At 36.8% G+C, this 16,774-nt stretch carries 18 protein-coding genes; 5 read left to right on the top strand and 13 right to left on the bottom strand.

What is annotated here, in order from left to right:
• Positions 1 to 5: 5 nt before the first annotated feature.
• The 9 genes from ACVWYN_RS13905 to ACVWYN_RS13865 all read right to left on the bottom strand — a co-directional run bounded on the left by ACVWYN_RS13905 (position 6) and on the right by ACVWYN_RS13865 (position 7,923).
• Entirely contained in the window at positions 6 to 1,496 is a 1,491-nt protein-coding gene (locus ACVWYN_RS13905; protein ID WP_457289473.1) for a tagaturonate reductase, read from the bottom strand.
• Positions 1,497 to 1,593: 97 nt separating this feature from the next.
• On the bottom strand, positions 1,594 to 2,466 hold the full coding sequence (cysM, locus tag ACVWYN_RS13900) for a cysteine synthase CysM (protein WP_457289472.1): 873 nt from the start codon (positions 2,464 to 2,466) through the stop codon (positions 1,594 to 1,596).
• Positions 2,467 to 2,468: 2 nt separating this feature from the next.
• Positions 2,469 to 3,281 carry a serine O-acetyltransferase EpsC gene (gene epsC / locus ACVWYN_RS13895; protein WP_457289471.1) on the bottom strand — a complete coding sequence of 271 codons (813 nt, stop codon included), beginning with the start codon at positions 3,279 to 3,281 and terminating at the stop codon, positions 2,469 to 2,471.
• A gap of 42 nt (positions 3,282 to 3,323) precedes the next feature.
• A complete protein-coding gene (locus ACVWYN_RS13890) occupies positions 3,324 to 3,713 on the bottom strand; it encodes a DUF3037 domain-containing protein (protein ID WP_457289470.1) in 390 nt (129 codons plus the stop codon).
• Complete coding sequence (locus ACVWYN_RS13885) at positions 3,691 to 4,485, bottom strand: HipA family kinase (protein WP_457289469.1); 795 nt, start codon at positions 4,483 to 4,485, stop codon at positions 3,691 to 3,693. Before ACVWYN_RS13885 ends, ACVWYN_RS13890 begins: the two co-directional genes overlap by 23 nt.
• A gap of 129 nt (positions 4,486 to 4,614) precedes the next feature.
• A complete protein-coding gene (gene idi, locus ACVWYN_RS13880; protein WP_457289468.1) occupies positions 4,615 to 5,139 on the bottom strand; it encodes an isopentenyl-diphosphate Delta-isomerase in 525 nt (174 codons plus the stop codon).
• Positions 5,140 to 5,191: 52 nt separating this feature from the next.
• Entirely contained in the window at positions 5,192 to 6,547 is a 1,356-nt protein-coding gene (locus tag ACVWYN_RS13875; RefSeq protein WP_457289467.1) for a PhoPQ-activated pathogenicity-related family protein, read from the bottom strand.
• Between the two features lie 164 nt (positions 6,548 to 6,711).
• A complete protein-coding gene (gene azu / locus ACVWYN_RS13870; RefSeq protein WP_457289466.1) occupies positions 6,712 to 7,239 on the bottom strand; it encodes an azurin in 528 nt (175 codons plus the stop codon).
• A gap of 69 nt (positions 7,240 to 7,308) precedes the next feature.
• Complete coding sequence (locus tag ACVWYN_RS13865; RefSeq protein ID WP_457289465.1) at positions 7,309 to 7,923, bottom strand: competence protein; 615 nt, start codon at positions 7,921 to 7,923, stop codon at positions 7,309 to 7,311.
• A 242-nt stretch (positions 7,924 to 8,165) separates the two neighbouring features.
• Here ACVWYN_RS13865 and ACVWYN_RS13860 point away from each other — a divergent pair, with 242 nt between their 5' ends.
• Positions 8,166 to 8,750 carry an RNA polymerase sigma factor gene (locus ACVWYN_RS13860; protein WP_457289464.1) on the top strand — a complete coding sequence of 195 codons (585 nt, stop codon included), beginning with the start codon at positions 8,166 to 8,168 and terminating at the stop codon, positions 8,748 to 8,750.
• A gap of 12 nt (positions 8,751 to 8,762) precedes the next feature.
• On the opposite strand, the gene ACVWYN_RS13855 is transcribed toward ACVWYN_RS13860, so the two are convergent.
• Positions 8,763 to 9,083 carry a hypothetical protein gene (locus ACVWYN_RS13855; RefSeq protein ID WP_457289463.1) on the bottom strand — a complete coding sequence of 107 codons (321 nt, stop codon included), beginning with the start codon at positions 9,081 to 9,083 and terminating at the stop codon, positions 8,763 to 8,765.
• Between the two features lie 161 nt (positions 9,084 to 9,244).
• Between ACVWYN_RS13855 and ACVWYN_RS13850 the strand changes: the two genes are divergently transcribed.
• A complete protein-coding gene (locus tag ACVWYN_RS13850) occupies positions 9,245 to 9,490 on the top strand; it encodes a hypothetical protein (RefSeq protein WP_457289462.1) in 246 nt (81 codons plus the stop codon).
• Between the two features lie 234 nt (positions 9,491 to 9,724).
• Here the strand turns inward: ACVWYN_RS13850 and ACVWYN_RS13845 are convergent, their stop codons facing one another.
• From ACVWYN_RS13845 to ACVWYN_RS13835, 3 genes are all read right to left on the bottom strand, one after another.
• Entirely contained in the window at positions 9,725 to 10,120 is a 396-nt protein-coding gene (locus ACVWYN_RS13845) for a hypothetical protein (RefSeq protein WP_457289461.1), read from the bottom strand.
• Positions 10,121 to 10,301: 181 nt separating this feature from the next.
• Positions 10,302 to 11,051 (bottom strand): LytR/AlgR family response regulator transcription factor, encoded by a 750-nt coding sequence (locus ACVWYN_RS13840; RefSeq protein ID WP_457289460.1) that lies wholly within the window; start codon positions 11,049 to 11,051, stop codon positions 10,302 to 10,304.
• A 1-nt stretch (position 11,052) separates the two neighbouring features.
• Positions 11,053 to 12,768: a sensor histidine kinase gene (locus ACVWYN_RS13835; protein WP_457289459.1), complete on the bottom strand. Its 1,716-nt coding sequence runs from the start codon at positions 12,766 to 12,768 to the stop codon at positions 11,053 to 11,055.
• A gap of 340 nt (positions 12,769 to 13,108) precedes the next feature.
• Here ACVWYN_RS13835 and ACVWYN_RS13830 point away from each other — a divergent pair, with 340 nt between their 5' ends.
• From ACVWYN_RS13830 to ACVWYN_RS13820, 3 genes are all read left to right on the top strand, one after another.
• Positions 13,109 to 14,611, top strand: a complete 1,503-nt coding sequence (locus tag ACVWYN_RS13830) for a Fic family protein (protein WP_457289458.1) — start codon at positions 13,109 to 13,111, stop codon at positions 14,609 to 14,611.
• Positions 14,612 to 14,913: 302 nt separating this feature from the next.
• The gene (locus ACVWYN_RS13825) at positions 14,914 to 15,174 is read left to right on the top strand and encodes a putative signal transducing protein (RefSeq protein ID WP_457289457.1); all 261 of its coding nucleotides are present in this window, start codon (positions 14,914 to 14,916) and stop codon (positions 15,172 to 15,174) included.
• 305 nt (positions 15,175 to 15,479) lie between these two features.
• Entirely contained in the window at positions 15,480 to 16,295 is an 816-nt protein-coding gene (locus ACVWYN_RS13820; protein WP_457289456.1) for an alpha/beta hydrolase, read from the top strand.
• The last annotated feature ends 479 nt before the right edge of the window (positions 16,296 to 16,774 follow it).

Raw genomic sequence — 16,774 nt, 5'->3', positions numbered from 1 at the left:
TATTATTATTTTAATCTGCACAAGGCAGCAGTAATTCCGTATTTATTAATGTGGTGATAATTATCTTCAACTTCTGCTATAAATCCCGGGAGTGATGCTAAATCATGCCCCCAGAAATTTTTATCATTTAGTACGTTAACAGGAAATTCAGGCACATCCACTTTACCTAAAAAGTATTCAGCCTGATCATCAGTAATTGTATAATTTTTTCCTTCAAAATACCCTAAGTAAATTTCTCCTTCTTTCTTATCCACCTTCATAAAAATTAAATAGGCTGCAAAACCAAAGGCAATACGTAAAGGGGAAATCTTAAATACTTTAAAATACTCGATCAGTACAGGCAAAATCCTAATCTTTAGTTTCATACTGTATTGAAAAGTGATATTTATCCACTGATGCTGGATGTATGGATTTGCAAATCTATCCAATACCGTTTTTGAGAATGCCTGCGCATCAGCTAATGCTACTTCATAAGGAATTGCCGGAATAATCTCATCCTGCATTAGAGCATCGATGTAGCTATTTAATATCGGGTCATTCATTCCATTAGCCACGGTATCGATACTTGAAAGACAGGCAATTCCGCAAGCCAATGTGTGGGTGCCGTTTAATAAACGCACCTTAAGTTCCCGATATATTTCAATATTTGGCTTTATGATTACCCCACTATCTGCCTTTTCCAAATCAATAATAAGTGCTGCGCGCTCCTCACCTTCAATTGCCCATAAACAATAAGGCTCAGCCATAATTAGCAATTCATCATCGTAACCCAAGTCTTTGGATAGTTCGGCTAAAAAAGGATGATCTGGTTTACCAGGAATAATACGATCAACCAATGAATCACAAAATATTACATAATCTGATAGCCAAAGAGAGAATTCATGCTCCAAATCGTTATAAATAACTAGTTCCTCTACAATAGATTTCAATTTTTTACCATTATTAGGAATAAGTTCTGTAGCAATTACCACAATTGCTGCATTATCACCTTTCAATGACTGATATCTGCTATACAACACTGCCAGCAACTTGGCAGGATAAGAAACTGGCGGATCAGCATGTATTATAGATTCATTAACCAATACAATACCAACCTCAGTGGTATTAGATACAATTATCTGAAGTGAAGGAAGTTTTGCCAGGGCTAGCACTTCGCTCCAATGATCGCTGGCAGACAATACCCTGCTTATAGCAGAATTAATGATATTTTCTTTAACATCTTTACCATCTATCAGCCCCCTAACACAAATGGTGTACAGTCCATCCTGTTTTTCAAAATCGGCCGTATCTCCTTTGTTTGTAGATTTAACGACTACAATGCGCCCGTTAAATATTCCTTTTTTATTGGCTTTGTCTATAAAATAGTCTGGAAGACCACGCAGGAGTACACCCGTGCCAAATTGCAATACCTTTTCAGGAAGATTAAAATTGGTTTGAGCCGGGAGTTCTATATCGGCATGCGCAAATTCGCCTATTGTTTGCTTTGATAAGATCATTTAATAAATTCATACAGTGCTTGAACAAGTCTACATAAATAAAATATAGATTGATTGCATTGTCATGATTTTATTTACGCAATCGTTATCGTGTAAATTAGCCAAAAAGGGTGCTGCTTAAGTATCTATCACCCCGATCACACGCAATAAAAACGATTAGTCCTGACTCAAGTTCTTCAGCCAATTTTAGCGTGCATGCCAATGCACCTCCAGTGCTCATTCCGGAAAATATGCCCTCTTTTTTCGCCAACTTTCTTGTCATGTCTGTTGCTTCCTGTTGCGAAACATCCATAATCCGATCTACGCGGCTCGCATCAAATATCTTTGGTAGATAGGCTGTCGGCCACCTTCTAATTCCCGGAATAGACGATTCTTCAGTTGGCTGGCAACCTACAATTTGCACTTCGTTGTTTTGCTCTTTTAAATACATAGAGTTACCCATAATACTTCCCGTTGTTCCCATTGCACTTACAAAATGGGTAATCTTACCTTCAGTATCCTTCCATATTTCAGGACCAGTTGTCTTGTAATGAGCAAGGTAATTATCAGGATTTGCAAACTGATTCAATAAATAGTACCCATCAGTCGACCCCTTCTCTTCCGAATAATCTCTGCAAGTCTCAATATTGTCCAACAAAGTTACCTTTGCGCCATAGGCTTCCATGGTAAGGGTTCTCTCCTTTGTGGAATTTGATGGCATAACCAATTCGATCTCCAGGTCATACATACTAGCAATCATCGCAAGCGCAATACCTGTATTTCCACTTGTAGCCTCAATCAATTTAGTCCCCTCTTTTATATCGCCTCGTTTAATAGCACTTTTAATCATATTTAAAGCGGCCCTGTCTTTCACGCTTCCGCCGGGATTATTACCCTCTAACTTTGCATAAATTTTAACAGTTGGATTATTATGCATTCTCTGGATCTCAACCAGCGGTGTGTTGCCTACAAAATCAATAATATTACCCATAATTAAATTGTACTTTTTGTTTCTACTACTTTAACAGTAGATTGATGATATACGGTTGAGTTAGCAGGAACGCTTTTAGTTAACCATACATTTCCACCTATAACACAAGAAGCACCGATAACAGTATTTCCACCGAGTATAGTTGCTCCTGAATATATAATTACATGGTCTTCAATAGTTGGATGTCTTTTGGTATTTGCTTTATTTTTATCTACACTTAATGCGCCCAATGTAACACCCTGATACAGTTTTACATGATTTCCGATAACTGCCGTCTCACCTATTACAATACCAGTACCGTGGTCTATAAACAAATGTTCCCCAATTTTAGCTCCTGGATGTATATCTATCCCAGTCACTGAATGGGCGTACTCGGTAAGTATTCTAGGTATTATAGGAATATCTGCATTCAACAAAGCATGAGCAATGCGATACAAGGCAATTGCAAGAAACCCAGGATAGCTACGTATCACTTCAAATTCGCTCTTTGCAGCTGGGTCACCAGTTATTATTGCATTGATATCTGAATTCATCTTTCTATAAAGTTCAGGCAAGCTGCTAAAGAAGGTTGCAGCAATCGCTTTATTGTCGCAATCTTCGCATACTTTGGTCGTGTTCAATATTCGTATCAATTCATTTTCCTGCTTTTGAAACAAGCGTTTAATTTCATTTACAGAATAATCAGGTGTGGTTAAGCGTTCTGGATATAGTAAATTGAGCAGGTTCATTACCCATTCTGATATTTCCTGATTAGAAGGCACGGCTTCTATCAGATTCTGTTTATGGTGTAAATGTTGGTAGAAGTCCTCGTTCATTTGTTGATCTTGTTAAAAAGAATTAATTATTATATCCGGTTGCTATGGTAGCAAAACCAACTGCTTAAACAGCTTAGCCAGTGTCTCTTGGGGATTTAAACAGAACCCCGGATGCACCCTTGATGTTTGTATTGTTGTACTTCTCATAGCTGTAAGCCACCTAAATCGCGATGCTAAATCAAGTAACGCAATTGGTCCGCCAGTTAAATTGCCATTGCAGATGAAATCAATAGCCATAAGGTGAGGTTCTACTTCCAATTCGTTGTACAAACCGTTAAAAGAAAAAAGCCTCTTGTAATCCAGTTCATAAACTACCTTTAAATACTTGTGCTTTGAACAGTACATGATCACCCCAATATTTACAAATTCATCACGTTCCACCTGCGGCACCCAGCGGATTACCGCATACTCATATAACTGTTGCTCTTGCATTGTTGGCTTCATTTATAAAAGTGTGAGAATTGTCTATACGCAACAATAGAAAATGGGCATAAATTGCACGCATCTCCTCAGCTGTCTCTACTGTATATTCATTTATTAGAAATTCATCAGGTATCATTGCCACAATTGAATTAATCACCTCTTCATTAAGTAATGATTTAAACTCCTGATCCACCTCTTCCAATAAAGCTGCTTGTGGTAACAATACGTGATCTTTGATCAGTGTAAATGGTTTAATGGCCTGCTCTTCCCAATTGCCCAGGTTGTGATGAAAATACAAACATGCACCATGGTCAATCAACCAGAGCTCTTTATGCCACATCAGCATATTGGTATTACGAGGTGTACGGTCCATATTGGTAAGCAAACAGTCTAGCCATACAATTTGAGATGCCAACTTTGAATCTATATTTACTACTGCCGGATCATAGGTAATAGAGCCGGATAAATAATGAAGTCCTAAATTAAGACCAACACTTGCTTTAAGTAAATCCTGGATCTCTTCATCAGGCTCTGTTCTACCAAAAGCAGCATCTAGGTTAACATAAACAATTTCGGGTACTCTGAAACCCAAAACCCTGGCCAGTTCTCCTCCTATTATTTCTGCCACTAATGCTTTAGTGCCCTGTCCAGCTCCTCTAAATTTCACTACATATAGAAATTCATCATCAGCTTCAGCAATAGCGGGCATGGATCCTCCCTCCCTTAATGGGGATACGTATCGAGTAACGTTAACCGACCTTAAAATAGCAGGATTTCTCATTGTGACGGGAAATTTAGGCCAAATTTTTGAAAAAGAAGTAATGTTTAAAAAATATGACAGCCAGTTAATCGAAACAAAACACCCGTCCTTTCCCGATTATAACAGTAGCTTATATCTTAAAGTTCATATCTAAAATAGTGTGGAATAAGTTTGTTCTACTTGTTTAAAACAAATCTTTAACCACTCAGTATAAAATTCTGGGTGTTCAAGTATTTCATTAGAAAGATCTCCCATAGCCATATATCTATAGCTAGCTACCTCCTCCTCATTAATTATTGGCAGATCATCGCAAACACCAAAAAAAACATGGTCCAATTCATGTTCCGCTATACCATCGTTTAATGCGGCTTTGTAAGTAAAATTAAAGCTATATTCCAACTCACAATTCATTCCCATTTCTTCTTTAAGTCTTCGTTTGGCAGCAGATAATGTTTCCTCACCTAACCGCGGATGACTGCAACAGGTATTCGTCCACTTCCCGCCAGAATGGTATTTATCAAATGCGCGCTGTTGCAACAGGAGTTCTCCTTTTCCATTAAAGATAAATACAGAAAATGCCCGGTGAAGTTTCCCCAAAACATGCGCCTCCATTTTGTCCATCGTTCCTAGAATATTATCTTTTTCATCAACAAGTATTACGCTTTCAATCATCATATTAATCTTTGTATTCTAATACCTTCAAATTCACCAAAACAATCAGATACGATTAGTATAAAACCTTACTATCAGTCATAAAGACTCTGGTGCTTTCAGTGTATTCACCTCCAACCGCATCTTTGTATTTCAGGTTAACATAAAAAGCTCGATATCCTGATGCAGGGAATGATTCCAGGGTTTCAACTTTTGATGTGTTATGTATCCCAAGAGTTTCAGATGTCCATTTATCATTTCTAAAATCAAGGTCTGGAGAATCTGCATGCCAGACAATAACATCCACCAATTTATCTGCAGTAGCTTTTATGTTAAGCTTAACTCCTTTACTATTAACCGTAGATTTCCAGCTACAGACTGGATAAGGGCTTTTAGCCAATGTATAACCAAAAAAAGCGCTGAGGCTAGTTAAAGCTTCAACCCCATCACCAAGGTTATGGCCAACGTTCGGCACATACTTAATCAAGTTCTGACCAGGTATACTATCATAGTAATTTTTAATGTTATCAATTGGCCAGTATTCGTCGTTAGTACCCATAATAATCATTTTAGGCATGATAAGCATCTTTCTATAGGAGTAAGGATCTATCATAGTGGTGAGCGCATTGCTGCTTTTTGTACCCATTTCCTGAACCAGACCAAGTTTTACATAATCTTCAATTTGAACACTATAATCTTTCCAAACTTTAATCTGATAGTTCATACTTACCGGCATGTTCAACATGTCGATAACCATTGGGGCTATCGCAGTTACCCTTTTATCTACTGCTCCAGTTAGCCAGGTAGTCCAGCCTCTTTTAGATGCGCCAGATACCACAAACCTACCAATCTTCTTATTTAGCACTTGTTGGACAAACTCCTGAACTGCAGTCATTGCACTAGTAGCAGATTTAACCATAGGGAATAGCAATGGCCAACTATAATCGCCGTCATTCTTAAAATTATGTAGCGTGTAAGAAATCAAAGCATCCTCTGTTAAACCATTGTAAAGGGGCTGATTGGGTGTTTGTTTCAAAACTGCTACAATAGCTTTGTTTTGCTTTGCTATTATCCCCATTCCATATATTTCTTTGTTGCTTTTATCAGTCCAATTGGGCTGTCCTTCTTTACCAATACTGCCGCCTGTAATGAAAAGAAGTGCACCATCATACTTGGTATCTTTCGGAACCAGCAAAGTCAGCTGATGTGTCCAAATATGCGCTCTCCATTTCTGAGAGGTTAACAAAATATTATAAACAGTAACATCAGCTACAGTAAACGAATCCTTTACCAACCAGTTATAAGTCTTGTCGCCATTATCCAGGTACCGCTTTAAAGCAGTTGCTGGAGTAATTGCATTTTGTGCCAATGCTGCAAAACCGGCAAATAGCAAACTAAAAAAAAGCGAAGATTTTCTGAAGATTGGTTTCATACAATTTATTTAATTGGTTTGGTTGCATTAAACATAAGCCTCGTTCATAACGCTGCTTGCTTTGATTATTTGAATTTAATGGTACACATCATTTGCAAAAGAAATATCAAAAACAAAAACAGCCCTCTTATAGAAGGCTGCTTAATAAAATCGCTTTTTGAAGATTACTCAACAATTAAAACACCCTTCATCATTGTATAATGACCAGGGAAAGAACAGATATAAGTGTAAGTTCCTTTTTCAGCAATCGTGAAGGTTATGGTATCTTCTTCTCCACCACCCACTAACTTTGTATGGGCAAGGATTGAACTTTCTTCTGATTTAGGAATGTATTGCGTGTCTTTTGCTTGAAGCGCTTTAGCAGCGAATGCAGCAACATCAGTACCTGGTTTTAAAATCACAACGTTGTGTCCCATAGCTGTAATAGGGAATTTACCTGTATGCTTTAAAGTGAGTTTAATTGGTTGTCCGGCAACGGCCTTAAGCTCGGTTAGATTATACTTCATCTGATCGTTCGCTTCCAGGTTAAGTACAGTTTCTTTCGCAGGCTCTGAAACTACAACTGAAGAATCAACAGCTTTTACAGAAGTTGAATCCGTTGTAGTTGCATCTGTTTTTTTCTCACTGTTACAAGCAGTAATTGTAACGGCTGACAATAGTAAAAAGGAAAGAAATTTAATTGATGTTTTCATATGATTTTTTTTTTAAGTTCTATATCAATTTCAATTGATACCGGGCAACAAATGTAAACAAATTTAAATTCAAGATGGCAAAAACTGGTCTATAAATGACTTTCTGGATATCATGTGCAGATAGGGATAATCTTCTGAAAGCTGTCTGCGTAGCTTTATTTGATAAATAAAGTGTCCACCCAAATCCACAAATATAGGTGCCTTAGATTTCAACCAAACCCTATGTGGTCTTTTCCAGCAAAATGAATAATAAGAACTTGAAAGCACCAAATGCCTAATCTCTGGATGATGAAAATTCAATACCTTAGGTTTACTTATTCCTTGCATTACCTCAGTTTTTCTAACCATAGATAAATGATCTGTATGCCTAAACTCGTACGCTGCTAATTTCGGATCATCTATATCCGGAAGGTGTTTAAGAATACGAAAACCACCAAATTTTTTACCGTTAAGTACCCAAATTAGATTAGGGTAAAATGCTTCCCTGCTCAATAGTTCTTCTGCCGTAATGGGTGAATTCTGAAACTCAATCGTTGTACCGCAATACGTGTATACATCAGCCCGATGCAATTCTCCAGTTAGCATGTTCGTAGTACATACTTCCCTAAATTCCTTTGGAAATGCCATCTTCCAATCACGGTGCCATGGTGTTTCCCCGATAAAACCCCTATTAATGAATTCCATTTTAGGTAAACTAATTTTTAAAACTATTACAAAACTAGATTATTATTTAAAATATCTGTAAAAATTGCTAACAAATTTAGTTTACTTAAATAATCCGTCAAGCAACTTTGTGGTTATCATTCTCGTATATAAACTAGAATAAGGGGAAATTTAATACTGAAAACAAAGGCCTTTACACTTAAATGGAATAACAGTTATTTAGGGCATAACATTTGCAACTACTTTAGTCTAACCAAATTATCATGATTGCACTACCACACATAAACAGATTGCCTATTCCCCCAACGGGGAGTATTCCGTCTGATATGGAAAGGGAGCTGATCATAGGGTTACGACTTAAAGACCAGAAATCGCTCTCGCGATTATATAAATTATATGGACCAGCCCTTAAAGGGATCATCCATCGCATTGTTATAAACGAAGAATTAACAGAAGATCTGTTACAGGAAACTTTTGTGAAAATCTGGACCTCTTTTCATCAGTATCAGGATGCTAAAGGACGATTGTTTACTTGGATGTCTACCCTAGCCCGTAATGTTGCATTGGATCAATTAAGAAGAAAAAGTCACATCAACAGTAGCAAAAATGTAGATATAGGAGAAATCTCTTTTGAAATAGATGTAATTAAAGCCAGTTCTTACAACACAGATACGATAGGTGTTCGTGGTTTAATGAGGCTGCTGAACCCATTACATCGTGTGGTTCTTAATATGGTTTATTTTGAAGGCTACACACATACTGAAGTTGCTGAAGCACTTAGTCTTCCACTAGGAACAGTAAAAAGCAGAATCAGGTTTGGCCTGATGGAAATGAAGAAACTCTTTTAATTATCTTATTTATTAGCGTTTAGATTTTAAATCAAGTACACTCCCCTTCCAAACCACATAACCTAAAATTGCGCAGAGTTTGTTGACTACTTCTTCAATCCTTGAGGGAACATCATTTACAATTTTCCAGCGAATAGCATAGCTAGAACTGTAGCTCAACCAAACTACAAGATCATCAAATTCTTGCTCATTACCCACTCGATCCTCCAAAGCAGCAGCCATTTCTGCAGCAAGACGATTTAGCCTGTCGTCCATAACTTTTTCAAGAGGTAACACAACTCCCGGCCGGGGTTCTTTTATTGCTAAAACGGTAATAGTTAGCTTCAATGCCATAATACTACAAATATTAGCAAAACCGAGCATAGCAACAAGTATTATTAGACATTTTATTGTAAAAAACCCGCTATAGACTGATTATGAGTAAGATGATTTTCATATAATAATCTTAAGGGAATTGTTAAACAGGCACGGATTTTGGATATACTTGATTACCTATGAAAACAAAGCTAATATCTCAAAAATTGCCCCATTTGGTAGACTATGCACTGGCAATTGCCGTGCATAACGTGCCGGGTATGGCCGAGGCCGATAGCGGTACCAAACAACTTTACCAAACACTTGCTAAGGAGATGTTGCTTTCAGAACTAAAATTAACGCAAATGAACGCTGCCAGGAAATTCAGAAACATTCTCAAAGTCTCTGATGGCGTGTTCCATAAATGCGCAAGAAAACTTACCTAATGCATCAAGGTAGCTTTACTAGCCAAATTAATCTGGCGATTTAATCCCTTTTAGGCGCAGGTAAACAATAAGTTCAATATCCCTTAAGTCCACTATCATAGGCATCTGCAACAACCTTCAATATTTCAGCTTTTGATAATTTTGCTGTCTTTCTTCCGGCAGTAACGCTGCGAGTTTTAAGGCATAAACTTTAATATTAAAGACAAGCCACCCATCTTCTATTTATGTCTTAATTTAGCTTTTAGCAAGAGCTGCCATGTAAACTTTTTTAATCTCTTCGTTACTTTCCGCGAGGCTAACTTCGGCAATCAGTTTTTTTGATTTTGAATTAATAAAGTACAACATACCAGTTCCCGTGTTTTTCTTCGCGAATGCTGCGACGCCTGCTTTTTGAAGCATAGGCAATGAAGCGGCTTTGGTCTTGTCGTCTGAAAGGTCGTTCATAACAACTGTCACTTTCTTGTTTTGCATTGCCATCGGCATAATGTCTTTCTCGAAACGAGGGCCATTTTCCTTACAAACATGGCACCAAGAGGCTTTGTTTACCAGTGCGATAACTTTAACCTTTTGTGCAAACCCGGTAATTGCAATGCTCATAAATAGCATCGTTACAACTAATAATTTTTTCATTTTTTTTGATTTAAGTAAATAATTGATTTATTGTATAAGTAGTCGTAGTTTAACTGAAAACCTGACAAAATATTTTATTTTTTTGATACATACCTCTATAGCTATTAATGAAATCTATAGGTTGGCTACCTCACTTACATTTTATGCAACCTTTACAGAGTTGTTACCAGTCTAATTTAGATTAATTTACCCTATTAAGTACTTCTTTAACCATTTCTCTGTTTTGTCTGGAAATAGGAACTCTCTCTAGATTTGTCATAAGTAGCGTCCCTCCATCCTCTTTAAGGAAGCTTTTTACACATTCAATATTTACCAGGTGCGACTGATGGCTGCGGAGAAAGTTATGAGGCTTCAGTAAATCAGCAAATTCTTTGAGCGTTTTACAAACCAATATCTGCTCTCCATTTAGCAGGTGAAAATTGGTGTAATTGTTTTCCGCTTCACACCTCAAAATATCTGAAACTTTGACATACATGATTTCTTTAAGTGTAGGCAAAGCGATCTTCGGAACCTCTTTACCGCCTTTTAAGTACTTTAACAGGTTTTCCAGATTGTTGCTTTCCTTCTTGGAGCTAATCTTCTGTTCCGCCTTTTCCACAGCTAATAGAAACTCATTGATGTTTATGGGTTTTAGCAGGTAATCTAATGCAGAAAACTTAATTGCCTGAATTCCATAGCGATCATAAGCAGTAATAAATATGACTTCAAAATCTATTTTAGGAAGTTCTTTCAGTAGATCAAAGCCTGACTTACCTGGCATTTGAATATCCAGAAATATAAGGTCGGGCAACTTCGAAGAGATCAGTCGCCTTCCTGTATCTGCGTCTAACGCTGATCCGACCAGCTGAATGTTGCTACAGTTTTTCGCAATGATGGCTTGTAGATTTTCGATGTTGTTTGCCTCATCGTCTATAATAATGGCTTTGATCATTTTATGATATCCAGTTAGATAAACGTATCGTAATTACGGTTCCTGCTACTGTTGAGTCCGTTGATAAAGATATCGATTGATCTTTATAAAGTTGATTTAATAGTTCCACACGTTCCTCACTTAGCTTAATTCCGTAGCCTGATGAGGCTGCATTCTGGTCATACCCTCCACCATTATCCTGAACCCGCATTTCGAGGTCTGCACCAATTTCTTTAATTATGACTTGAATCTTGCCTCCCTTATGAATTCCAGAAACGCCATGCTTCACCGCGTTTTCTACAAAAGGTTGCAACAACATTGCCGGGACTTCAATATTGGCCTGATTTAAAGAGGGATCTACTTGCATTTCAAATTGAAAATTAAATCGGAGCTGTTCCATCTCCAAGTAATCGGTCAACATTTTTACCTCGTCTTCGAGACTCAAAAGGTTTTCGTTGTTACTGTCCAGCACTTGTCTGGTGAGCCCAGCAAATTTTGACAGATAGAAATTCGCATCGCCAATGTTATTTTTGTTAATCAAATTCTGAATGGAAGTTAATGCGTTGAACATAAAGTGCGGATTAAGCTGCGACCGGATTGACTTCAGTTTTAACACTGCCACTTGCTGTTCTTGTTTGGATTTTTGAAGCCTTCTCTTACTCCGATTGTAATAAATTAGAAATATTAGTAGCCCCAAAAGAATGACAATTAGAGAAAGCATAATCACCAGTTCAATGGGTGGAGCTTTAGAATCAACCTGCCCTGGCAGCACTTCAAAAGGTATTCTTAATATATCTTTTTCTGGTGATTTACCGATTGATTCGCTGCGGCTAACAATTATCTCATATTTTCCAGGGTAAACAAATTCGTCATAAATCGTCTTATTGTCTTCAGTAAAAGAATAAACTTCCAGCCATTTTTGAAGTGTATCTCCTTCGGTCTTGCGGCTGATGAAGATATCGTATGGAACAGTTCCGTGGTTGTTGAAATATAAGGTGATTCCCTTAACTAAGCCCCCTTTAAATTTGAAATCAATGGGAACATTAGTTTTTGAATCCACTAGTTTTGTAAAACCTAGTTTATATTGGTCGTCCTTTAAAACCGTTGTAAACAGTGTATCGTTTAACTTAACAGTAAGGTTAACTTGCTTAAGTAACGGCTTGAAATCCCGCCGCCAGTCGAATATTACGCCATCTCTTATACTATAATTTCTCTTGTTCCTTACCTCTAAAAATAACTGCTTCCCAGGCGCTTTGAACTTGTTAATAAAGCCATAGGCTTTTTTTGCACCGTATTTTTGCTCTAGTTTTGGGATCTTGGACCAAGGCGTGATTTCGCTGCTGTCATTTTCTACAACCCGATACTGATAATCATTGATGTTTCTTTCATTTATCCCTAACGCGATAACTGTTACTTCATCGCTATCTTTAAGGAAATATGCAGCGTAAACTTTATTCATGGAACTTACTTTAAATCCGGAGCCTTTATACCCTGCCGACCTGAACTTAACCCCAAGCATAATGGGGCTTTTCGGTTCCATATCTTGGTTTTTTGGAGACATGAAATTAAAAGCCTGGTAAATCGCCGTATCTGAAACCGAAAGAGTTTCCAGATCTGTATTACTGGGAAAACGACGACTTTTGAGGTCAAATTGAAAGAATTGTCTAGACTGAGCCCAGGAAATAGCTGGAGCGAGAACTTGGAAACTTAACCAAAAAATGAGTAATGACTTTTTCATGATGCTAATTTTAAAACCTTAATTATTACATCATCAAAAATGTACTAATACCTACCGGCCTACAATGATAAAATAGTATTTGGTAAGATTCGCATAGGAAGTGGCAAATTAAAGCAATGGGAAAGAAGTTAAAACGACAATTTAAGCTTAATATTTTTTGAACCTGGTCGAAAGGTTGAGCATAAAGACATACATTTATGTTCAACTTAAAGCAGGCCAAATACACCTTCCCAAATAATATATGCTAAAACATCATACCATATAATTGTTTTACTGTATGTTTATACCATTACAATCAAATTACAGTACAAAAAATCAGTTTTACCGTAACTCGTAACACATGGCATTAAGAACTGTTGGTAATTTATGGCTACGGGAGCATTTTAATCTCAAAAATTACCGCTTAACGCATAACTCTTATATAGGAAACAATGAGAAAGTGGAAATAAATGCTCAAGGTGAGGTAAGTCAAATTTACGGTAGAAAATATATACCGGAAGAAGATACACCTTTAGCACATGTCATTTTTTCATTAAAATATGATCATTTAGATCTTTCATTTCTAAAAGCGGTTTTCAATCAGCATAGCCCACAAGAAATTATAGATTTCATTTCGGCATCCCCATCAGGCAAGTACGCACGCAAAATTGGTTTTCTATATGAATTTCTTTGTGATATAGTATTGGAGTTACCATACCTGATTTCAGGTAATTATACCAACCTGTTGGAGGAAAGCGAATATATAACAGGCCGGAGCATAAAAGATAACCGCTGGAGGATCAATAATAATTTATTAGGCACATTTTTATTTTGTCCGGTAATAAGAAGAACGACCGTTTTAAATCAACTATTAAGCACAGACATTAGATCGCAGATTGAAGACCTAAAAGCAAATTATTCGGCAGATATTTTTCGGAGGGCCACCAATTACCTGTATAGTAAAGAAACCCGCTCCTCCTATGAAATAGAAAAGGAAAAACCATCCGTAGAACGAATGAACCGATTTATTGCGCTATTAATGCAAGCCGGCAGAAAGCCAAGCGAAAAAATGCTTAGTGAAGAAAGTTTGACCACATTACAAAATTCGATTGTTGACCCCCGCTTTGCTTCTCCAGGCTTTCGCGATTTTCAAAACTATATTGGACAGTCGCTACCTTATGGCAATGAACTAATCCATTATATCTGTCCGCCAGCACAATATTTGGCTTCATTAATGGATGGGCTAAAGATAGCAGCAGATAAAACAGAAGGTACATACCCTATCATAAGAGCCGCATTAATCGCTTTTGGATTTGTGTTTATTCATCCATTTGAGGATGGAAACGGAAGATTACATCGTTTCCTAATACACGACATGTTGGTTAGGGATGGCGTGGTGCCAGATGGTTTAATTATTCCTGTATCCGCTCACATGCTCAACAATATGCAGGAATATGATAGTGCTTTGGAACAATATTCCATGCCGCTAATTCAACAAATCAGTTACACCAAAAAAGCGGGTGGAACATTAGAGGTCACTAATCCCGAAGAAGTCGAAGCCTATTTTCGTTATCCTGATCTAACAGCTCAATCTGTGTTTTTAGCTCAAACCATACAGGAAACCATCAACCAGGATATGCCGGAAGAGTTAGAATTTATACAGCACTACGATGAATTGAAACGAGAGTTGCAGAACATTGTTGATATGCCTGATAAGGATATTGATTTGATGATTATATTTTTACATCAAAACAAAGGTGTGTTCCCTAACAGGCGGCGTAAAGACTTTGCGAAGTTGACTGAAGGAGAAATTGGTAGCATGGAAACAGCTTACAAAGAAATTTTCAATAATAACGATAAATAAAGTATAGTGATTTTTGATTAAGATACTTTAACAAATGATCGCCTACTTATGTACTTCCTACAACTACCTGATTACAACCCCAATTGGTGTGAGTACCATTAAACGTGGTAGATAGCGGATTTAAAACCAGATTTGTTTATTTCTAAAAATTAATGGAAATTGGTCGAAAGGTTGTGCACAAAAAATAATTTACCTGGTGTAATATTTGTTTAACTGATTTACAGTATTAGTAATATCTACTAGTTAAATACAAACGTTAAAGACCGCAAGAAGACAATATTTTATTCTTTTAATATATAACAATGGCAGACCAAAGCGAAATTAATTTAATTGAAGCATTTGCTGGCGAACTCTGGCAAGCTACAATGATTCAGAATATTTTAGAAGACAATCAAATTAAAGTATTCCTAGAAAATGAGCTAATGGGAACTATTGCTCCCTGGAGAGTTTCAGCGGGTGGATTTAATCCCGTTAAGGTTATCGTTTCAAGTGCTGATTATGACCAGGCTATAAAGATTATTGAAGATTTTAACAAAAGCGAGTTTGTTGATGAGGAAGAGTAAGCTCCATCTGAAAGAACGGTAGCACCTTACCGAAAATTTGTTAAAGAATGACCGACAGGGTTTGACATTGAGTCACTAATTATTTAATCAACAACCTTGGCTATCTGATAAAGTACAATTTGAATTATTAAAAATCCACCATTAAATGATAATGCCAGTTTAGTGTCTCCTAAGCCGTAATTACTTCAATTCTGAACAGGATACTAGTCATCTTGATTATTGAAGATAACAACTGAAAACATTCGTGAAAAGACTAACTTTAACCAATTCCATAAACATATACCTGAACAAAATTAAAAACCTCAATGAAAAAACTTGCTACTTTAATTGTTCTATTAATTCTTTCATTTCATGCTATGGCTATCAATCCGGTGCGGGAGTATTCAGTTAGACCTGAACAGCTTGGTTTGAAATATCAGGCCAAAAAAATTAAAGTTAACTCTAGTGTCGAACTTAACTCTTGGATTTTCCTACAAGACAATAAGAGCAAACCATTCATAATTGTTTCCAATTCTGATGCTGGAAACATGTCAAATTGCCTAGGGCAAGCTAGTGAATTTTTCAAAGCAGGATACAATGTCATCTTGTATGACTATAGAGGATTTGGAGAAAGCTCTGACTTTGAAATAAACCGCAACATGATGTATTATGAGGAATTTGCAGAAGACTTGCGAACAGTATTATTTTTTGTAAGAAAGGCTTACGCGCCGAAGAAGGTTGTTCTATACGGATTATCCATGGGCACGATTATTTCAAAAAGCGTCCTGAATAAGGACACGTCCATCAATGGGGTTATATTGGATTCTTTTGTAATTGACCCTAATCTAGTTGTTAACAGAATTTTGGAAATAAAAAACAAGCATGTATTACTTCCAAATGTTGCACATGAGTATTCTGAATCTAACAAAAAACCATCATCAATTCCAATCTTGCTATTTTCCGGTTTAAAAGACATTGTTACAAAGTCAACAGATTATTCAGAGTTCATTAACCTTAATGCAAAATCGAGATTGGTAACCTGGGATTGTAACCATTTAGAATGCTTTTACAAAATGACAAAGGATACCGACAGTGATCTTTATATGTCAGAAGTCAACGCATACATTAGCAATTTAGAGTAAGCAAACAGTGGATGAGGTGAAATTTCTATCACTATTCCCTGGTATAATAATAAATATCTTGATCAAAAACTCTTGTACTAAACCAAGTCAAACCTGTCCCAATTAAGCCTGCAAAATCTTTCTTCTTTTTACTGATTATCATAAACCCATTCCATTAATCAAATCAATATTTCTATTTTTGATAATGAGTTTTTGATAATAAAATAGCATGAAAATAAGCTATTGTGCCATTTGTTTTAGCTAGGAATAAACCAGCATGGCAGATATGTTGATTGTAGTCGGGAACCGTCGGTTTTCTATTCCTAAAAATCATCAAAGATACCGCTGCAGAAACTCAGAATTTTTACTTTTTTTCAATTTAAGTATGACAAGTTGTTAGGGGTATTGTAGCACTCAAACCACTTTTATAGGTACTTTGGAGGGGAAAAGGGTACCTCTAGTGCTACAAGATACCTAGTAGCCTGCACGAAAGGCCCTCC

It is taken from the genome of Pedobacter sp. UYP24 (assembly GCF_054057295.1).
The sequence above is the reverse complement of the archived record's forward strand: the minus strand, read 5'-3'. Positions and strand labels throughout refer to the sequence as shown.